Annotated in this window: 18 protein-coding genes; 16 read left to right on the forward strand and 2 right to left on the reverse strand. The window is 33.5% G+C overall.

All coding sequences use genetic code 11. The features are described from left to right. Positions 1–69: 69 nt before the first annotated feature. Both AOB58_RS00320 and AOB58_RS00325 read right to left on the reverse strand, forming a co-directional pair. Positions 70–882, reverse strand: coding sequence for a prephenate dehydratase (locus AOB58_RS00320; RefSeq protein ID WP_002507176.1), 813 nt, complete (start codon positions 880–882; stop codon positions 70–72). 40 nt (positions 883–922) lie between these two features. Beyond that, positions 923–1,987, reverse strand: coding sequence for a nitric oxide synthase oxygenase (locus tag AOB58_RS00325; protein WP_021339828.1), 1,065 nt, complete (start codon positions 1,985–1,987; stop codon positions 923–925). Between the two features lie 229 nt (positions 1,988–2,216). On the opposite strand from AOB58_RS00325, the gene AOB58_RS00330 reads away from it, so the two are divergent. From AOB58_RS00330 to rlmD, 16 genes are all read left to right on the forward strand, one after another. Further along, a complete protein-coding gene (locus AOB58_RS00330) occupies positions 2,217–3,683 on the forward strand; it encodes a nicotinate phosphoribosyltransferase (RefSeq protein WP_064782807.1) in 1,467 nt (488 codons plus the stop codon). Beyond that, positions 3,676–4,497 carry an NAD(+) synthase gene (gene nadE / locus AOB58_RS00335; RefSeq protein ID WP_021339827.1) on the forward strand — a complete coding sequence of 274 codons (822 nt, stop codon included), beginning with the start codon at positions 3,676–3,678 and terminating at the stop codon, positions 4,495–4,497. The genes AOB58_RS00330 and nadE overlap by 8 nt, the downstream gene beginning before the upstream one ends. Positions 4,498–4,583: 86 nt before the next feature. Continuing rightward, entirely contained in the window at positions 4,584–5,162 is a 579-nt protein-coding gene (locus AOB58_RS00340) for a DUF2179 domain-containing protein (RefSeq protein WP_002507180.1), read from the forward strand. Continuing rightward, positions 5,159–5,344, forward strand: a complete 186-nt coding sequence (locus AOB58_RS00345; protein WP_002507181.1) for an NETI motif-containing protein — start codon at positions 5,159–5,161, stop codon at positions 5,342–5,344. Before AOB58_RS00340 ends, AOB58_RS00345 begins: the two co-directional genes overlap by 4 nt. A gap of 225 nt (positions 5,345–5,569) precedes the next feature. Continuing rightward, entirely contained in the window at positions 5,570–6,865 is a 1,296-nt protein-coding gene (gene purB, locus AOB58_RS00350) for an adenylosuccinate lyase (RefSeq protein ID WP_002507182.1), read from the forward strand. 96 nt (positions 6,866–6,961) lie between these two features. Next, positions 6,962–7,264 carry a YerC/YecD family TrpR-related protein gene (locus tag AOB58_RS00355; protein ID WP_002507183.1) on the forward strand — a complete coding sequence of 101 codons (303 nt, stop codon included), beginning with the start codon at positions 6,962–6,964 and terminating at the stop codon, positions 7,262–7,264. Positions 7,265–7,457: 193 nt separating this feature from the next. Continuing rightward, positions 7,458–8,129: a M15 family metallopeptidase gene (locus AOB58_RS00360; RefSeq protein ID WP_064782808.1), complete on the forward strand. Its 672-nt coding sequence runs from the start codon at positions 7,458–7,460 to the stop codon at positions 8,127–8,129. Positions 8,130–8,266: 137 nt separating this feature from the next. Then, complete coding sequence (locus AOB58_RS00365) at positions 8,267–8,959, forward strand: heptaprenylglyceryl phosphate synthase (protein ID WP_021339825.1); 693 nt, start codon at positions 8,267–8,269, stop codon at positions 8,957–8,959. Continuing rightward, a complete protein-coding gene (gene pcrA, locus AOB58_RS00370; protein WP_002507186.1) occupies positions 8,956–11,166 on the forward strand; it encodes a DNA helicase PcrA in 2,211 nt (736 codons plus the stop codon). The genes AOB58_RS00365 and pcrA overlap by 4 nt, the downstream gene beginning before the upstream one ends. A gap of 3 nt (positions 11,167–11,169) precedes the next feature. Continuing rightward, positions 11,170–13,173: an NAD-dependent DNA ligase LigA gene (gene ligA, locus AOB58_RS00375; protein WP_064782809.1), complete on the forward strand. Its 2,004-nt coding sequence runs from the start codon at positions 11,170–11,172 to the stop codon at positions 13,171–13,173. 12 nt (positions 13,174–13,185) lie between these two features. Further along, positions 13,186–14,403 carry a CamS family sex pheromone protein gene (locus tag AOB58_RS00380; protein WP_056935768.1) on the forward strand — a complete coding sequence of 406 codons (1,218 nt, stop codon included), beginning with the start codon at positions 13,186–13,188 and terminating at the stop codon, positions 14,401–14,403. 702 nt (positions 14,404–15,105) lie between these two features. Next, positions 15,106–15,408, forward strand: coding sequence for an Asp-tRNA(Asn)/Glu-tRNA(Gln) amidotransferase subunit GatC (gene gatC / locus AOB58_RS00385; RefSeq protein ID WP_002507190.1), 303 nt, complete (start codon positions 15,106–15,108; stop codon positions 15,406–15,408). Between the two features lies 1 nt (position 15,409). After that, on the forward strand, positions 15,410–16,867 hold the full coding sequence (gene gatA / locus AOB58_RS00390; protein WP_064782810.1) for an Asp-tRNA(Asn)/Glu-tRNA(Gln) amidotransferase subunit GatA: 1,458 nt from the start codon (positions 15,410–15,412) through the stop codon (positions 16,865–16,867). A gap of 12 nt (positions 16,868–16,879) precedes the next feature. Further along, complete coding sequence (gene gatB, locus AOB58_RS00395) at positions 16,880–18,307, forward strand: Asp-tRNA(Asn)/Glu-tRNA(Gln) amidotransferase subunit GatB (protein WP_002507192.1); 1,428 nt, start codon at positions 16,880–16,882, stop codon at positions 18,305–18,307. Between the two features lie 212 nt (positions 18,308–18,519). Continuing rightward, positions 18,520–19,437: a diacylglycerol kinase gene (locus AOB58_RS00400; RefSeq protein WP_021339822.1), complete on the forward strand. Its 918-nt coding sequence runs from the start codon at positions 18,520–18,522 to the stop codon at positions 19,435–19,437. 153 nt (positions 19,438–19,590) lie between these two features. Continuing rightward, on the forward strand, positions 19,591–20,952 hold the full coding sequence (rlmD, locus tag AOB58_RS00405; protein ID WP_064782811.1) for a 23S rRNA (uracil(1939)-C(5))-methyltransferase RlmD: 1,362 nt from the start codon (positions 19,591–19,593) through the stop codon (positions 20,950–20,952). The last annotated feature ends 134 nt before the right edge of the window (positions 20,953–21,086 follow it).

Consider the following 21,086-nt stretch of genomic DNA (forward strand, 5'->3'; position numbering starts at 1 on the left):
AACTCTCCATTTCTAAATAATGAAATGGAGAGTTTTTGGTTTGTTTAATTGAGTTATATAAAAATAAACTTAACTTAATTTATTAAATGAACCAATAATTGAGACTTGGAAGTCTAGCGTGTTTAAAATTTTAATAACCTTAGCCAAATCTTCATTGATTGGTGTGTCTGCTTGTACAAAAAAGTGGTACATTCCGAGTTGTGTTTTTAAAGGTCTAGACTCAATCCAAGACAAGTTAATATTAAATAAAACAAAAGTATTTAATATGCTTGCTAATAAACCAGGTTTATCAAATTGAGGCGTGATGAGCAATAATGTATCGCTCGCATCCTCTACATCCTCGATGCTACTCGGTTGGTTACTAACGACTAAAAAGCGCGTTACATTATGTGGGAAGTCTTGTATGTTTTCCTCAATAGGTGAATAGCCGTATGCTTCACCACTACCTAAAGGTGCAATGGCACCAACGTGATTAGTTATTTTTTCCAAACTTTTGATTGTACTGTCTACATAGTCATACGTGAACCCTTGCTTTTGTATGTACTGACTCGTTTGACTAATCGCAGGCGCAATAGAATAAACTTTTGAGATATCATTTACTGTAGCACCTTGAGAACCATACAACGCGAATTGAATATCTAAATGAAGTTCACCTTGCGCAAAAATATTTTGTTGTGTTAATGCATCTGCGACAATATTAATCGTCCCTTCAATTGAATTCTCAATTGGTACTACGGCGATACTGTTATCATCGTTAGAAACAGCTTGTACTACTTCGTACAGGTTAGATTTGGCTTCAAAATCCATTTCAGATTCTGATTTATATTGTTTTGCTGCTAAGTATGAAAAGGTCCCTTTTGGGCCTAAATAATAAAGTTTCATGTGACGTTACCCCTTGTTTATATGTGTAAGGATAGAGTGTTTAATGGAATGGACAACCCGTAGATGTTGATTTCTTATAAAAGAAATTAGGTTCTCGAATTTCATTTTTATAACCATGATGATAATTTGCCACCAATGTTGGAGATAACGAAGGTGATAACCATGACCATTTACCAGTAACATCTCTTCCTTCTTTTGTTTCATTCTTTTCAAATCGTTCAAACTGCTTAGAAGCAGTCAAATGATCAACAATAGAGACGCCTTCATTTTTAAAGGAATGATACACTGCATCATTTAGTTCGACAAGTGCACGATCTTTATTGAAAGAATTATTCTTAAGTGTATCAAATTCAAATGCTTCTGCAACACTTTCTAGCAAATTATAACGATAACTATCTGTAAAATTACGAACAGCAATCTCATTTACCATATACCAACCGTTAAATGGTGCTGTTGGATATGTAATGCCGCCAATTTTTAAATCCATGCTTGATATAATAGGAACGGCATACCATTTTAAACCGAGTTGTTTTAACTTTGGATAGCGGTCATGTGTTATAGGAACTTCCTTAATTAATTCTGGGTTATAACTATGATATTTTAAATTACCTTCAGGCATTTTATAAATTAAAGGTAAGACATCAAAGTGAGTATGTTCTCCTGTCCATCCAAGATGTTCAGCGAGTTGCGTTATACTTCGTTCAGCAGGGTCGCCTTGATCTGAATAACCTGCATATCTGATTAATTGATTATTATAAATTTGTGGTGGTTGATGCTGTGAAAAGATAGTGATATAAGGTTTGATTTTTCCATTATTTGTTGCAGTTGTTATGTGATTTTCAATTGTAGCTATAAATTCATCTTCAGTTTGAATATCTCTTGCGTCTGCAACAGTTAATGAATTCCAAAAAAATCGACCAATACAACGATTAGAATTCCTCCAAGCCAATTTAGCACCATAAGTAAGTTCTTCAATTGTATGTTCATACGTGCCATTTGTTTGAATAGCAATTTCAATTTCTTTAATTCTATCTAATGTAACATGTTCATCGTAACTTAATTCTTTATGCATTGTTTTAATAAATGATTTAGCTTCATTTAACATATAAACACCTCACTTAGTATTATAAGTGATTACAGTTAATTTATAATTATAAAACTATAAATGTCACTACTTTGTCGTTAGTAATGTCACACTTTTATCAAAATTTAAAATAATGAACAATAGCAAACTGAAAATGTTGTACGAATGCTATTAAATAGGATGGTATTTCAGGTGCTAACAACGTTTCTTTTATGCTAAACTAATAGAAAAGCTGATTGGAGAGATTTTTGTGTACCAATACGAAGACGATACATTAGTATTGCATAATGATTTATATCAAATAAATATGGCTGAAAGTTATTGGAATGATGGTATTCATGAACGATTAGCAGTCTTTGATTTGTATTTTAGAAATATGCCATTCGACAGTGGCTATGCGGTTTTTAATGGATTAAAGCGTGTGATTGAATATATAAATCAATTTCATTTTTCAGACTCAGATATAGAATATTTAAAATCTATTGGCTATCAAGAGGATTTCTTGAGTTATTTAAAAGACTTGAAATTTACTGGTAATATTCGCTCAATGCACGAAGGTGAGCTTTGTTTTGGTAATGAACCATTAATGAGAGTAGAAGCGCCACTAATACAAGCTCAATTAATAGAAACGATGCTATTAAATATAGTGAATTTCCATACTTTGATTACAACAAAGGCGAGTCGTATTCGACAAGTTGCGCTGGATGATATGTTAATGGAATTTGGTACACGCCGTGCGCAAGAAGCGGGCGCAGCATTATGGGGAGCCAGAGCATCATACATTGGTGGCTTCAATTCTACAAGTAATGTAAGAGCAGGAAAGTTATTTGGCATTCCAGTATCTGGTACACACGCCCATGCAATGGTGCAAACATATGGTGATGAATATATTGCTTTTAAAAAATACGCCGAGCGACATAAGGACTGTGTGTTTTTAGTAGATACATTCCATACGCTAAAATCTGGTGTTCCGACAGCAATTAAAGTTGCAAAAGAATTAGGGGACAAAATTAATTTCGTAGGTATTCGATTAGATTCAGGAGATATTGCTTACCTTTCTAAAGAAGCGCGACGTATGTTAGATGAAGCTGGATTTACAGATGCCAAAATTATTGCTTCAAACGATTTAGATGAACAGACAATCACGAGTTTGAAATCACAAGGTGCAAGAGTTGATTCATGGGGTGTAGGTACTAAATTAATTACAGGCTATGACCAACCAGCACTTGGTGCAGTTTATAAGCTCGTTGCTGTTGAAGATAGTTCTGGCGCATATGTTGATCGTATTAAACTCTCAAATAATGCAGAAAAAGTAACGACGCCAGGCAAGAAAAAGGTATACCGTATCATTAATAAAAAAACGAACAAAGCTGAAGGAGACTACATTACATTGGATCACGAAGATCCGTATGAAACGACGCCGCTTAAACTTTTTCATCCTGTCCATACCTACAAGATGAAATTTATAAAATCATTTATAGCGAAAGATTTGCATCATGATATTTATAAAGACGGTAAATTAGTATATGATTTACCAAGTGAACAAGAAGCACAAACTTATTTGAAAGAAAATCTTACCTATTTATGGGATGAAAATAAGCGTCATCTTAACCCACAAGAATACCCTGTAGATTTAAGTACAGCATGTTGGGAAAATAAACATAAACGTATATTTGAAGTCGCAGAACATGTAAAGGAGATGGAAGAAAATGAGTAATTTACAAGAAATCATTGTTAAAGAAATGAATGTCCAACCAATGATTGACAGTGAACAAGAAGCGCGTAGCATAATTCAATTTATTAAAAGCTATGTACAATCTCACTCTTTTATCCAATCTTTAGTGTTAGGTATTTCAGGTGGCCAAGATTCCACTTTAGCTGGTAAACTGTGTCAAACTGCAGTTAATGAGTTAAAAGAAGAAAAAATTCATTGCCAATTCATTGCTGTTAAATTACCATATGGTGAACAAAAAGATGCAGCCGAAGTGGAAGATGCATTGAAGTTCATCCAACCGGACGCAGTAGTAACGATTAATATTAAATCAGCTGTAGATCAGAGTGTGCAATCACTAAAAGATGCTGGTATTTCACTTACTGATTTTCAAAAAGGAAATGAAAAAGCACGTGAACGTATGAAAGTACAATTCTCAATTGCTGCAAATAAACAAGGTATAGTAATCGGTACGGATCATTCGGCTGAAAGTGTAACGGGTTTTTATACGAAATATGGTGATGGTGCTGCTGATATTGCACCGCTATTTGGTTTGAACAAACGCCAAGGTAGACAATTATTAAAGTATTTAGAAGCGCCGAAGCACTTATATGAAAAGGTGCCTACTGCAGATTTAGAAGAAGACAAGCCACAATTACCAGATGAAGAGGCACTAGGTGTGAGTTATGATCACATAGATGATTATTTGGAAGGCAAATCAGTACCAGATGATGCACAAGAAGTTATTGAGCGTCATTATATTAAGAGTGCACATAAAAGAGAATTAGCTTATACAAGACACACATGGCCTAAAAATTAACTGCTATAACCGTAAGTTTTTAGTGACAAAATATAAACTTACTGATAGAATTACTTGAATTTAATGTAACAGAAAGGAAAATGGACATGTCAGTGATAACATCTACGCCATGGTTAATGGTTTTAGCCATTTTTATAATCAACGTTGCTTATGTAACATGCTTAACGATGAGAACGATATTAACCCTTAAAGGTTATCGCTATGTTGCTGCAATCGTGAGCTTCTTGGAAGTCCTTGTATATGTTATTGGTTTAGGTATGGTAATGTCTAGTTTGGATCAAATTCAAAATGTACTTGCATACGCCTTTGGTTTTTCAATAGGTATTATTGTTGGTATGAAGATTGAAGAAAAACTAGCACTTGGTTATACAGTAGTCAATGTAACTTCATCTGAGTATGAGTTAGACTTACCAAGACAATTAAGAGATTTAGGGTATGGTGTGACACATAATACTGCATACGGCCGAGATGGCAAACGCTTGATTTTACAAATACTTACACCGAGACGTTTTGAAGCTAAATTAATTGAGACGATTAAACAAATTGATGCAAAAGCATTTATGGTCGCATATGAACCGCGTACAATTCATGGAGGGTTCTGGGCGAAAGGTGTTAAAAGTAAAAAACTTAAACAATATGATACGGATGAAGTTGAAAGCATATGAAAAAACAACAAAAATTCAAAGTCGAAGAACACGAGTCAATTCAAGATTGTTTGGGTCGCATGCGTGAAGCTGGCTATACACCAGTTAAACGTTTTGAAAAGCCTGTTTACAAAGAAAATAAAGACGGCAGCGTAGAGGTACTTAAACAAGAAATTGAGTTCGTAGGCAAATTACAAGAATGATAAATATGGGAGCCTGATACATGTATTTATGTTTCGGGCTCTTTTTTTAATATTTTGATTCTAAATAATTTCTATAGTAGGCTTAAAAGGCTTATACATTTCAAAGTAATTCTGTTAAACTAGTATTGAAAAGAATAAACACGAACTTTAAAGTGAAAATGAACTTAAATGTGCATGTTTTGAGGTTTGTGAACTAAAACTTATGTAAGATAGGAGCTAATTTCAATGATTGAACGCTATTCTAGAGAAGAAATGTCTAATATTTGGACTGATCAAAATCGCTATGAAGCTTGGTTGGAAGTAGAGATACTTGCTTGTGAAGCTTGGAGTAAACTAGGGGATATACCTGAGGCAGACGTCAAAAAAATACGTGAAAACGCCAAGGTTGATGTTGAACGTGCACAGGAAATCGAACAAGAAACGCGTCATGATGTAGTCGCATTTACTAGACAAGTTTCTGAAACACTTGGTGAAGAACGTAAGTGGGTTCATTATGGTTTAACTTCAACTGATGTAGTAGATACTGCGTTAAGTTATGTGATTAAACAGGCAAACGACATTATTGAAAAAGATTTAGAAAGATTTATTGAAGTATTAGCGAAAAAAGCAAAAGATTACAAATATACATTAATGATGGGTCGTACACACGGTGTGCATGCTGAACCAACAACGTTTGGTGTCAAAATGGCGCTTTGGTATACAGAAATGCAACGTAATTTAGAACGTTTTAAACGCGTAAGAGAAGAAATTGAAGTTGGAAAAATGAGTGGTGCAGTAGGGACTTTTGCTAACATACCACCTGAAATAGAAGCACATGTGTGTGAAAATTTAGGCCTGGGTGCAGCTCCAGTATCAACACAAACGCTACAACGTGATCGTCATGCTTATTATATTGCGACACTTGCACTTATCAGTACTTCAATGGAAAAATTTGCCGTGGAAATACGTAATTTACAAAAAACTGAGACACGTGAAGTAGAAGAAGCATTTGCTAAAGGACAAAAAGGTTCATCAGCAATGCCACACAAACGTAATCCAATTGGTTCTGAAAACATTACAGGTATTGCACGTGTGATAAGAGGTTATGTGACAACAGCTTATGAAAACGTTCCGTTATGGCATGAACGAGATATTTCTCATTCTTCAGCCGAACGAATTATGCTCCCAGATGTTACGATTGCATTAGACTACGGCTTGAACCGTTTTACAAATATTGTTGATAGACTTACAGTATTTGAAGATAATATGCTTGGAAATATTGATAAAACGTTTGGTTTAATCTACTCACAACGTGTATTATTAGCTTTAATTAATAAAGGTTTGGCACGTGAAGAAGCATATGATAAAGTACAACCTAAGGCGATGGAGTCTTGGGAAACTAAAACACCATTTAGAACATTAATAGAACAAGACAATTCAATTACAACATTATTATCTGAAGCAGACTTAGATGAATGTTTCAATCCAAAACACCATTTAAACCAAGTTGACACTATTTTTGAAAGAGCTGGTTTAGAATAATCAGGAATAATTGAATTTTTCAAGGGAAATCGTTACACTTTAATGTATTAGTACGTTAAACTGAGATTAAATTGAAAGATACAGGGGTTGTTTTGAATGCAAATAGAAAAATTAAGAGGAAAAGCATTAGATGAATTGTTCGATGCGATTTTGACGCTTGAAAATAGAGAAGAATGTTATGAATTCTTTGATGATTTATGTACTGTTAATGAAATACAGTCATTGTCACAACGATTACAAGTCGCAAAAATGATTAAACAAGGCTTCACTTATGCGACAATTGAACAAGAATCTGGTGCATCAACTGCAACAATTTCTCGTGTGAAAAGATCGTTGCAATGGGGCAATGATGCTTATACCGTAATTCTAGATCGCATGAATATTGAAACGGCTGATTAGATAATTTTATATGAGAAGTAAGGTTAACTATTTAAGTTAACCCTAGCTGTCGATAGAGTATAATACTTTGTCGGCAGCTTCTTTATGTTTTGTAAAGTGATAGAATGGTAATTGAGACGTATCAACTACATCTTTGTTAAATGCATTCTTTGAAAATATTATTATATGTACACATGTTGGAGGGGAAATTACTGTGTTTAAGAAGTGGATAATTGTAATTGCGACTTTATTATTTATCGGTATTGTCATACGAATGTTGCTTATTATAGCTTCTAATCATCAACAACCTATGCATTCAAATATCATCGAACCTAAAAATGCATTACCAATTATTGTTGAAAGGCAAGGCGTGACGAAAGTGAATGGGCATGTCATTGTTAACAAAACATATCAATTACCGCAATACTATAAACCTGGTGAAAATAAAAAAGCCAGACATAAATTAAATGAAATGTTAGATAAAGCTGAACAAAAAGAATTAGATTTAAAATATATTAGTGGCTATAGAAGTTATAAAGATCAACAAAAAGTAGTGAAATCATATCTTGAAAATGATGGAAAAAAAGTCGCGAAACAATATACTGCTAAACCAGGACATTCAGAACATCAAACAGGATTAGCATTCGATGTAGGCACGCAAAGGTCACTCGAAAATTTCCACGAAGATTTTGAACATACAAAAGAAGCACACTGGTTAGCTCAAAACGCTTCTAAATATGGATTTATTATTAGGTATCCTAAAGGGCAATCAAAGCACACTGGCTATGCATATGAAGCATGGCATTTGCGATATGTAGGACCTGAATTAGCTGGAATTATAGACAACCAAGATACAAATTTAGAAAGTTATTACCAGTTAAATTAAATAATTACCGTAAAAAGGAAACTAAATTATAAAAATCATCTCAGAAATATTGGGGTGGTTTTTTTCGACATCATTTTAGAACTCACAGACTAAAAATGATATAATCATATGTATGTTTAAAAAAGGAGTAACATATCATGTATGACATTAAAAAGTGGAAACATATTTTTAAATTAGACCCTGCAAAGTTAATATCTGACGAAGAATTAGAAGCAATTTGTTTATCTAATACGGACGCAATTATTATAGGTGGAACAGATGAAGTTACTGAAGATAATGTGTTTCATTTAAAGCGACGCTTAAACCAATTTTCATTACCCATAGCATTGGAAATTTCAAATGTAGATAGCGTAATGCTTGGCTTCGACTTTTATTTCGTGCCTACCGTGTTAAACAGTTCAGATGTTAAATATCATAATGGCATATTGTTAGATGCACTCAAGTCATTCGGACAAATAATTGATTTTGATGAAGTCATATTTGAAGGCTATGTCGTACTTAATCCTGATAGTAAAGTCGCGAAAGTGACGCAAGCAAATACAAACTTAACGGATGAAGATATTGAAGCTTATGCATTAATGATTAATGATATGTACAAATTACCGGTTATGTATATAGAATATAGTGGTACATATGGAGAAGTAGAAATAGTAAAAGCAGCAGCAAATCAATTAACAGATACACAACTATTTTATGGTGGTGGTATTAGTGATTATAATGAAGCAAAACAAATGGCTTCAATCGCAGACACTATTATAGTTGGAGACATTATATATAAAGATATAGAAAAAGCATTAAAAACAGTTGAGATAAAGGAGTCACATAAATGAACGCATTAGTTAATAAGATGAATGAGGAACAAAGCCAAGCAGTACGTACAACAGAGGGGCCATTGCTTATAATGGCAGGTGCAGGTTCAGGCAAAACACGTGTCTTAACACATCGTATAGCATACTTGCTTGATGAGAAAGACGTGTCTCCATATAACGTATTAGCCATCACATTTACAAATAAAGCTGCCAAAGAAATGAAAGCACGTGTTGAGACATTAGTTGGAGAACAAGCTCAAGTGCTATGGATGTCTACATTTCACTCTATGTGTGTGAGAATACTTCGAAGAGATGCAGATAGAATTGGTATAGAACGCAATTTTACAATTATTGATCCAACTGACCAAAAATCAGTAATTAAAGATGTATTAAAAAATGAAAATATCGATAGCAAAAAGTTTGAGCCTAGAATGTTTATAGGCGCTATTAGTAATTTGAAAAACGAATTAAAAACGCCGGAAGATGCACAAAAAGAAGCAAATGATTATCATGCACAAATGGTTGCTACTGTTTATAAAGGTTATCAACGTCAACTTTCAAGAAACGAAGCACTAGATTTTGATGATTTGATTATGATTACAATACGTCTATTTGAACGAGTTCCAGAAGTATTAGATTATTATCAAAACAAATTCCAGTATATTCATGTGGATGAGTATCAAGATACGAATAAAGCACAATATACATTAGTTAAACTCCTTGCAAATAAATTTAAAAACCTTTGCGTTGTAGGTGACTCAGATCAATCTATATACGGATGGCGTGGCGCAGATATACAAAATATCCTTTCTTTTGAAGAAGATTATCCAGAAGCAAAAACGGTTTTCCTAGAGCAAAACTATCGTTCTACAAAAAATATTTTAAATGCGGCTAATGAAGTAATTAAAAATAATTCAGAGCGTAAACCTAAAGGATTATGGACGGGCAATACTGACGGCGATAAAATACATTATTATGAAGCAACAACTGAACGAGATGAAGCGGAATATGTTGTACGCGAAATTATGAAACATCAGCGTAATGGAAAGAAATATAAGGATATGGCTATTTTATATCGTACGAACGCACAGTCACGTGTACTTGAAGAAACGTTTATGAAATCAAATCTTCCTTATACAATGGTTGGCGGTCAAAAATTCTATGACAGAAAAGAAATTAAAGATTTATTAAGTTATGTACGAATCATTGCCAATAGTAATGATGATATTAGCTTGCGTCGTGTAATAAACATTCCAAAACGTGGTATTGGACCAACTTCAGTAGATAAAATTCAAACTTATGCAATGCAAAATGATTTAAGCATGTTTGATGCATTAGCTGAAGTAGACTTTATTGGATTATCTAAAAAAGTAACGCAAGAATGTATTAATTTTTATGATGTAATGCAAAATCTTATCAAACAACAAGAATTTCTTGAAATTACTGAAATTGTTGAAGAGGTGCTAGTTAAATCAGGTTACCGTGATATGTTAGAACGTGAACAAACGTTAGAATCTAGAAGTAGACTTGAAAATATTGATGAGTTTATGTCTGTTCCCAAAGATTATGAAGAGAATACACCATTAGAAGAACAGTCATTAATTAACTTTTTAACAGATTTATCTTTAGTTGCAGATATAGATGAAGCGCAAATTGAAGATGGTATCACGTTGATGACAATGCACTCTGCTAAAGGTCTAGAATTTCCGATTGTATTTATCATGGGCATGGAAGAGTCTTTATTCCCACACATTAGAGCAATTAAGAGCGATGAGGAACATGAAATGCAAGAAGAGAGACGTATTTGTTATGTAGCTATCACACGTGCTGAAGAAACATTATATTTAACACATGCAACATCAAGAATGTTATTTGGACGACCACAATCCAATATGGCTTCTAGATTTTTAAGAGAAATACCTGAAGATCTATTGGAAAATGAAACTAAATCTAAAGCAAAAGCTAAAACACAAGGCACTAGCTTCCGTTCAGCAACAAAAGAACCAGCTAAAAGAGGTTATAGCCAACGTGCTACAGCTACTAAAAAAACACAAGTGTCTTCAGATTGGAAAGTTGGAGATAAAGTTGTTCATAAATCATGGGGCGAAGGCATGGTTAGTAATGTAAAAGAAAAAAATGGTTCTGTAGAATTAGATATCATCTTTAAATCAGAAGGACCGAAACGCTTACTTGCACAATTTGCACCAATTGAGAAAAAGGGGGAATAAAATGTGGCTGATTTACAATCACGTGTCGATGAATTGCATCAATTGTTAAATCGCTATAGTTTTGAGTACTATGTTCAAGATAATCCATCAGTGCCGGACAGTGAATATGATAAATTGTTGCATGAGTTAATAGACATTGAAGATGCTCACCCAGAATATCGAACGCCTGACTCTCCAACGGTAAGAGTCGGTGGTTCTGCTCAATCAACTTTCGAAAAGGTAAGACATAATACCCAGATGCTCAGCTTAGGCAATGCATTTAATGAAGAAGACTTAAGAAAATTCGATCAACGTATACGCGAACGTATAGGTGACGTAGAATACATGTGTGAATTGAAAATAGATGGCTTAGCAGTATCTTTGAAATATGAAAATGGCCGATTTGTACAAGGGTTAACACGTGGAGATGGTACTACAGGTGAGGATATTACAGAAAATTTAAAAACGATTCATGCTATCCCTTTGAAAATCAAAGAAACTAGAACATTTGAAGTTCGCGGCGAAGCATATATGCCTAGACAATCATTTTTTAATTTAAATGAAGCAAAAGCTAAGAATGATGAACAAGCGTTTGCGAATCCGCGAAATGCTGCTGCCGGTTCACTTAGACAATTAGATTCAAAGCTCGCAGCTAAACGTAAACTAAGTGTTTTTCTATATAGTGTCAATGATTTTACTCAATTTAATGCGAATACGCAAAGTGAAGCGTTAGATGAATTAGATGAGTTAGGCTTTAAAACGAACCAAGAACGTCAACGTGTACAAACGATTGATGATGTGATTGCATATATTGAACATTGGACTGAAAAAAGAGAAGCATTACCATATGATATTGATGGTATTGTAATTAAAGTGAATATGGTAGCACATCAAGAGGAACTTGGCTTCACTCAAAAATCACCGCGTTGGGCGATTGCATATAAATTCCCAGCAGAAGAAGTAATTACAGATTTAGTGGATATTGAATTAAGTATAGGTAGGACAGGTGTCGTCACACCTACAGCTATTCTTGAACCAGTAAAAGTTGCTGGAACTACTGTTTCTCGCGCTTCTCTACATAATGAAGATTTGATTCATGACAAAGATATTAGAATTGGCGACAGTGTAGTAATTAAAAAAGCAGGGGATATTATACCTGAAGTTATTAAAAGTGTATTAGATAGACGTCCAGATAATGCGGAAGTTTATCATATGCCAACACATTGTCCAAGTTGTGAACATGAATTAGTACGCATAGAAGGCGAAGTAGCTTTGCGTTGTATCAATCCTAAGTGCCAAGCACAACTTGTGGAAGGCATGATTCATTTTGTTTCTCGACAAGCAATGAATATCGACGGTTTAGGTACAAAAATCATTCAACAACTGTATGATAATGAAAAAATAAAAGACATTGCAGATATTTTCTACTTAACAAAAGAAGATTTATTACCGCTTGACCGCATGGGAGAGAAAAAAGTAGATAACTTGATTAATGCTATTGAAGTGTCTAAAAACAATTCTTTAGAAAAGCTATTGTTTGGTTTAGGTATCAGACATCTTGGCGTAAAAGCAAGCCAAGTCATAGCTGAAAAATACGGCACAATGGATAAATTATTCGAAATAACAGAAGAAGACTTTGTTGGTATACATGACATCGGGCACAAAGTAGCCCAATCTGTAGTCACGTATTTAGAAAATGAAGATATTCGTGCACTTATTAATAAATTAAAAGAAAAAAATGTTAATATGACATATAAAGGTATAAAGACAAGTGATTTAGAAGGCCACCCAGACTTTAAAGATAAGACAATTGTACTTACTGGTAAGTTATATCAAATGACTAGAAACGAAGCTTCAAAATGGTTAGAACTTCAAGGTGCAAAAGTTACGAGCAGTGTAACTAAAAGTACAGACTTAGTTATCGCTGGTGAGGATGCAGGCTCCAAATTAACAAAAGCTGAAAAATTTGATACAGCAATATGGTCAGAAGAAGACTTTGTTCAGAAGCAAAATGAAATCGAGGGATAGAGGAGATAATGCATGAAACGGAAGGTTATACTATTCATCTCAGCAGTTTTTTTATTATCAGCATGTGGCAATGATGATGATAACAAAAGCAAAGAACAATCTAATGAAAATGAACAACAACAGCAGCAAGATTCTGGTTCTGTAAAAGATATTGCAACGGATAAAAATGTAGCAGGTGACAATTACAGAACAATATTACCATTTAAAGAAAGCAAAGCACGTGGCGTATTACAAGAAAATATGGCAAATAGTTATAATGGTGAAGATTTCGAGAGTGGTCTATTAGATTTAAGTAAAGAAGTCTTTCCAACTGAAGATTATTTATATCAAGATGGCCAATATCTAGATAAAGATACGATTAACGCATATTTAGGACCTAAATATACTAAAGCTGAAATCGATGATATGGATGAAGACGAACGTAAAGAGAAAAAAGCAAATGAGAATTTAGGATTAAATCCATCTCATAATGGTGAAACAGATCCTGAAAAAATTGCAGAAAATTCACCAGCATATCTTTCTAATATTTTAGAACAAGATTTTTATAATAGTGGCGATACAAAAGGTAAAAAAATTAAAGGTATGACGATTGGTTTAGCGATGAACAGTACATATTATTACCAAAAAGAAAAAGATGGAGAGACCTATAGTAAGAAATTGGATGACAAAGAAATTAAAAAACAAGGTAAGAAAATGTCTGAAGAAATACTTACTAGATTACGCGAAAATAAAGAACTGAAAGATATTCCAATTCATTTTGCTGTTTATAAACAATCTGGAGAAAACTCAATTATACCTGGCGAGTTTATCGCTGGTACGACAGTTGAAGGTGATAAAACACGTATTAATGAATGGAAAGATATTCAACAGAAAACTGCTTTATTACCATCTGGAGAGGCTGCAGATTTAGATGAAAATTTAAACTCTGATTTCAAACAGTTTAATGATAATCTCCAAACATATTTTAATAATTTCACTCAAGCAGTAGGTACTGTTAAATTCGATAATAAAGAAGCTAAGCAATTATCTGTAGATGTACCAATTGATTATTATGGTAAAGCCGAAACTATAGGTATTACGCAATATGTCACTGAACAAGCAAGAAAATATTTCGATGATATAGATGAGTATGAAATTCACATCAAAGATGGTAATAACCCTAAAGCACTAATCAGTAAAACAAAAGAAGATAAAGAACCACAAGTTCATATTTATAAAAACAACAACTAATTTTTAGTCATCTTTGTGAGGGTGGGACTATGAAATCAAATTTAAAATTTTGATTTCTGTCCTGCTCTTTTTATTTTAAAGCTTTCCGATTTTGAAAGTGCATGCTTGCCTGAGGTATGGCTCGAGCCTGTAGTCTCTCGCTCATACTATTCCCCTAGGCGTAAGCCCTTTACAAAATCGGTTTATTACATAAATTTATACAAAAAATTTTAGTATAGAGAATTTACCTTAACATATCTTTAAAACGAGATGGTTTATGTTTTAGAATTATAATCTGACTCAATAGATACTATCATTGGAACTGAGATACTAATCACTAACAATGAAGGGTTATATTTTGATTTCTATCCCGCTCTTTTTTTGAAACATGAATGGTTATACAAGAGGATTCAAAATAGCGTAAAGATAAATATTAAGTAATTTTATGATTTCACTCGATATTTGCTAAGTGTTAAACGCTTACAATTTTTATAGACTAAATTCTTTTTTTAGAAATAATAGAATTATTATACATATAAAAGTGATAAATACTTGTATCCATATTGAAAACATAGCTATAAAAGGGTTGTGAAAATATATAGTTTTTGAAAAAGTTTAAAAATAAATCACTGTAATTTACTGTTATTATCGAAAAGCTTAGATTTTTGGGCGGAATTTTGGTACAATTTTGTAATGAATGAGTAAAAAGGAGGCTTTTATTTAATGGCTAAAGTTACACGTGAAGAAGTAGAGCATATAGCAAATTTAGCTAGACTTGAAATTACTGAAGATGCAACTGCAGAGATGCAAGAAACATTAGAAAGTATTTTAAACTTTGCTAATCATATAGATTCAGCAGATACAAGTGAAGTAGAACCAACATATCACGTATTAGATTTACAAAACGTATTACGTGAAGACAAAGCAGACGAGGGTATTCCTCAAGAGCTTGCATTAAAAAATGCTAAAGAGACGGAAGATGGACAATTTAAAGTCCCATCTATCATGAATGAGGAGGACGCTTAAGATGACCATCCGTTATGAATCTGTGGAAAATTTGATCAACTTAATAAAAAACAAAGAAATTAAGCCTTCACAAATTGTGAATGATATTTATGATGCAATAGAAGAAAGTGATCCAACAATCAAATCATTTCTTGCATTAGATAAAGAAAATGCAGTTAAACAAGCGCAAGAATTGGATGAATTACAAGCTAAAGACCAAATGGAAGGTCAACTTTTTGGTATTCCTATGGGTATAAAAGACAACATTATTACTGAAGGCGTTGAAACAACTTGCGCAAGTAAAATGTTAGAAGGATTTGTGCCTATTTATGAATCAACAGTAATGAATAAATTACGAAATGAACAAGCAATACTTATTGGTAAACTAAACTTAGATGAATTCGCTATGGGTGGTTCAACTGAAACTTCATACTTTAAAAAGACAGTTAATCCATTTGATCACACTGCAGTACCTGGAGGTTCATCAGGTGGTTCAGCAGCAGCCGTAGCAGCAGGATTAGTTCCGTTCAGTTTAGGTACAGATACTGGTGGTTCAATTCGTCAACCAGCGGCTTACTGTGGCATCGTAGGTATGAAACCTACATATGGTCGCGTATCACGTTTTGGATTAGTTGCGTTTGCATCATCATTAGACCAAATCGGACCACTTACACGTAATGTTAAAGATAATGCTTTAGTATTAGAAACAATTACTGGTTTAGATGAAAATGACTCTACAAGTGCACCAGTTGAAGAGTCAGATTTCACTACTGATATCGGTAAAGATATTCAAGGTCTTAAAGTTGCGTTACCAACAGAATACCTTGGTGAAGGTGTATCAGAAGATGTTAAAGCTTCTGTTAAACAAGCTGTTGAAACACTAAAAGAATTAGGTGCAACAGTTGAAGAAGTGTCATTACCAAACACTAAATATGGTATCCCTTCTTATTATGTTATTGCTTCATCAGAAGCTTCATCAAACTTATCTCGCTTTGATGGTATTAGATATGGTTACCATTCACCTGAAGCGAACTCATTAGAAGACTTATACAAAATGTCTAGAAGTGAAGGCTTTGGTGACGAAGTTAAACGTCGTATCTTCTTAGGTACTTTTGCATTGAGTTCTGGTTATTATGATGCATTTTATAAAAAATCACAAAAAGTAAGAACATTGATTAAAAATGATTTTGACCGCATATTTGAAAACTACGATGTTATTGTAGGACCAACGACACCAACACCAGCGTTTAATATAGGTGAAGAAATTGATGATCCGCTTACAATGTATGCGAATGATTTATTAACAACACCAGTAAACTTAGCTGGATTACCAGGTATTTCTGTTCCTTGTGGTAAATCAAACGGACGTCCAATTGGTTTACAATTTATTGGAAAACCATTTGATGAAAAGACGTTATATCGTGTCGCTTATCAATATGAAACAAAATTCAATTTTCATAATGAATACGAAAAATTATAAGGAGTGGAAATCATGCATTTTGAAACAGTTATTGGACTAGAAGTCCATGTTGAGTTAAAAACAGAATCTAAAATGTTCTCTGCATCACCAGCACATTTTGGAGCAAAACCTAACTCAAACACAAGCGTAATTGATCTTGCATATCCTGGTGTATTACCGGTTGTAAATAGACGCGCTGTTGATTGGGCTATGAGAGCTTCAATGGCAATCAATATGGATATTGCAACAGAATCTAAATTTGACCGTAAAAACTATTTCTATCCAGATAATCCAAAAGCATATCAAATTTCACAATTTGATCAACCTATTGGTGAAAATGGTTATATTGATATTGAAGTTGACGGTAAGACAAAACGTATAGGCATTACACGTCTTCACATGGAAGAAGATGCTGGTAAATCAACGCATAAAGATGGATACTCTTTAGTAGATTTAAATAGACAAGGTACACCATTGATTGAAATTGTTTCTGAACCAGACATTCGTTCACCAGAAGAAGCATATGCATACTTAGAAAAACTACGTTCTATTATTCAATATACTGGTGTTTCTGACTGTAAGATGGAAGAAGGCTCACTACGTTGTGATGCTAACATCTCATTACGTCCATATGGTCAAGAAGAGTTTGGTACAAAAGCAGAGTTGAAAAACTTAAACTCATTTAGTTTTGTACGTAAAGGTCTTGAATATGAAGAAAAACGTCAAGAAGAAGAACTGTTAAATGGTGGGGAAATCCTACAAGAAACACGTAGATATGATGAGTCAACTGGTAAAACAATTTTAATGCGTGTTAAAGAAGGCTCTGATGACTATCGTTACTTCCCAGAACCAGACATTGTGCCATTATATGTGGATGAAGCTTGGAAAGAGCGTGTGCGTCAAACAATCCCAGAATTACCAGACGAAAGAAAAGAAAAATATGTGAACAACTTTGGCTTACCTGCTTATGATGCGCATGTTTTAACACTTACAAAAGAGATGTCTGATTTCTTCGAAAGTGCTATTGCTGAAGGTGCAGATGCTAAATTAACTTCTAACTGGTTAATGGGCGGCGTGAATGAGTATCTTAATAAAAATCAAATTGATTTATTAGATACAAAATTAACGCCTGAAAACTTAGCTGGAATGATTAAGTTAATTGAAGACGGTACAATGAGCAGTAAAATCGCTAAAAAAGTATTCCCAGAACTTGCTGAGAATGGTGGGGACGCCAAACAAATTATGGAAGATAAAGGTTTAGTTCAAATTTCTGACGAAGCTACACTTTTAAAATTCGTAAATGAAGCGTTAGATAATAATGCACAATCAGTTGAAGATTACAAAAATGGTAAAGGTAAAGCAATGGGCTTCTTAGTTGGTCAAATTATGAAAGCTTCAAAAGGCCAAGCCAATCCTCAATTAGTAAATCAATTATTAAAACAAGAATTAGATAAAAGATAATTAAAAATGCGTTGGATTTTAGTGTAATGTAAGGATTAGATAATGCATTACAACAATAGATATAGCAGAACCTGTAGAACGTTTTTGTCTACAGGTTCTTTTACTATTCATACGATATTATATATATTCTGTAAAATTTGGCCTAAATGCTTTTATCATTTATCTAAATCATATAATATAGATATTGAGTATAAGAAGTCGAGGGATAAAATATGAGAAAACGAGCTAGAATCATTTATAATCCAACATCTGGAAAAGAATTGTTTAAACGTACCTTGCCAGATGTTTTAATTAAATTAGAAAAAGCAGGGTTTGAGACAAGTGCATATGCAACTGAAAAAGTTGGAGACGCAACTTCTGAAGCAGAACGCAGTTTAGAACAAAACTATGATGTATTAATTGCTGCCGGTGGTGACGGTACGCTTAATGAAGTCATAAATGGTATTGCAGAGCAGCCGAACAGACCAAGTATAGGTATTATACCTATGGGTACAGTAAATGATTTTGGACGTGCGCTACATTTACCAAATGACATTATGAGTGCAATTGATGTGATTATAGAAGGCCATACAACTCGGGTTGATATTGGCAAGATGAATAGTCGTTATTTCATAAATTTAGCAGCCGGTGGTCAATTAACACAGGTTTCTTATGAGACGCCAAGTAAACTGAAATCCATTGTTGGACCGTTTGCCTATTATATAAAAGGCTTTGAAATGTTACCCCAAATGAAAGCTGTTGATATTCGTGTAGAATATGACAATGAAGTTTTTCAAGGGGAAGCATTGTTGTTCTTATTAGGTTTAACGAATTCAATGGCTGGTTTTGAAAAATTAGTGCCAGATGCTAAATTAGATGATGGTTATTTTACATTGATTATCGTTGAAAAAGCAAATCTTGCTGAATTAGGACATATAATGACACTAGCCTCTAGAGGAGAACATATAAAGCATCCTAAGATACATTATAAGAAAGCTAAATCCATTAGCGTATCATCATTTGTAGATATGCAGTTAAACGTAGATGGTGAATATGGTGGTAAATTACCAGGTAATTTCTTGAATTTAAAACAACATATCGAAGTATTTACGCCAAGTGATGTTAATAATGATGAAATAGTCGAACAATAAAAGTACGCTTCGTATAATATTACAAATTCAACTTGAAGAACTTAAGCGTTTCAAGTTAAAATGAATAGTCGAAAAAATTAAAGATACAGAATAAACTGAGAGGTTAGGTAAAGACATCAAATATCCTAACCTCTTTTAGTGTGGGGTGATGTTATGAATGCAATTCAAAAAAATGAGATCATAGAAGGAAAAGTTATAGATTTAACACATGAAGGGCATGGTGTTGTTAAATTAGATCGCTATCCTATATTTGTACCAAATGCGTTGATAAATGAAACAATAGAATTCAAAGTGATAAAAGTTAAGAAAAATTTTGCAATAGGTAAGCTACTTGAAATTAAAAAAGAAAGTGAAGAACGTGTAGAACCACCATGTGTTTATTACCATAAATGTGGTGGATGTCAGCTACAACATATGACCTATCAAGCACAGTTGAATATGAAAAAAGAGCAAGTTGTCAATTTGTTCCACCGTAAAGCAGATTTTAAGGATACAATTATCCACGATACGATTGGTATGGATAATCCGTGGTTTTATCGTAATAAATCTCAAGTACCAGTTGGAAAGAACAATGAAAATAAAGTGATTACAGGATTTTATCGTCAAAGAAGTCATGACATTATAGATATGGATGAATGTTTAATACAAGACAATATGCATCAAGACGTGCTAAATCAACTCAAATTATGGTTCAATGAATTAAATATCAGTATATATAATGAGCGTAAAAAGCAAGGTCTTATGCGTCATGTCGTAATTAGAACAGGACACCATTCTAGAGAACTGATGGTTGTATTTGTTACAAATGGGAAGAAATTCAAACAAAGTGATGTACTTACAGAAAAATTAGTAGCAGCATTTCCAGAAATAGTGAGTGTCAAACATAACGTGAATGATACACATTCGAATGTCATCATGGGTGAAACGTCATATACGCTATATGGTAAAGATGAAATTCAAGATACACTTTCAGATGTAACATTCAAAATCAGTGATCAATCTTTTTATCAAATCAATTCTATTCAAACTGAAAAATTATATCAACGTGCAATTGAATATGCTGAACTTAAAGGTGAAGAAACAATACTAGATACTTATTGCGGTATAGGTACGATTGGATTATACATGGCACCAAAAGCGCAACATGTCTATGGTGTTGAGATTGTCCCAGAAGCGATTGCAGACGCAAAGCAAAATGCGACCTTAAACCAGTTCGAAAATACAACTTTTGTCTGTGGTAAAGCTGAAGAGGTTATTCTAAAATGGAAAGCACAAGGCATTAAACCAGATGTAGTAATGCTTGATCCACCTCGAAAAGGCTGTGACGAAACTTTCTTGGAAACACTTTTAGAATTGAACCCAAGAAAGATTGTCTATATTTCTTGCAATCCATCAACGCAACAACGTGATGCGCAACAATTAGCACAACGATATAAATTAACACAAATTACACCAGTAGATATGTTTCCACATACCACGCATGTTGAAACAGTAGCACAATTTGAAAGACGCTAAATTATAATATTTTATATTTAGGTGATTATACGTGAATATAGGATTTGTGTGAATTTAATTAATAAGTTGTTTACTAATTATTGCAAAATATTGCAGAACAAGTAAGTTTGTTAAAATTCAATTACAAGCAACTA

Origin of the sequence: Staphylococcus sp. AntiMn-1, assembly GCF_001663395.1 — a bacterium.
In the GTDB taxonomy this organism is placed as follows: Bacteria; Bacillota; Bacilli; order Staphylococcales; family Staphylococcaceae; genus Staphylococcus; species Staphylococcus equorum.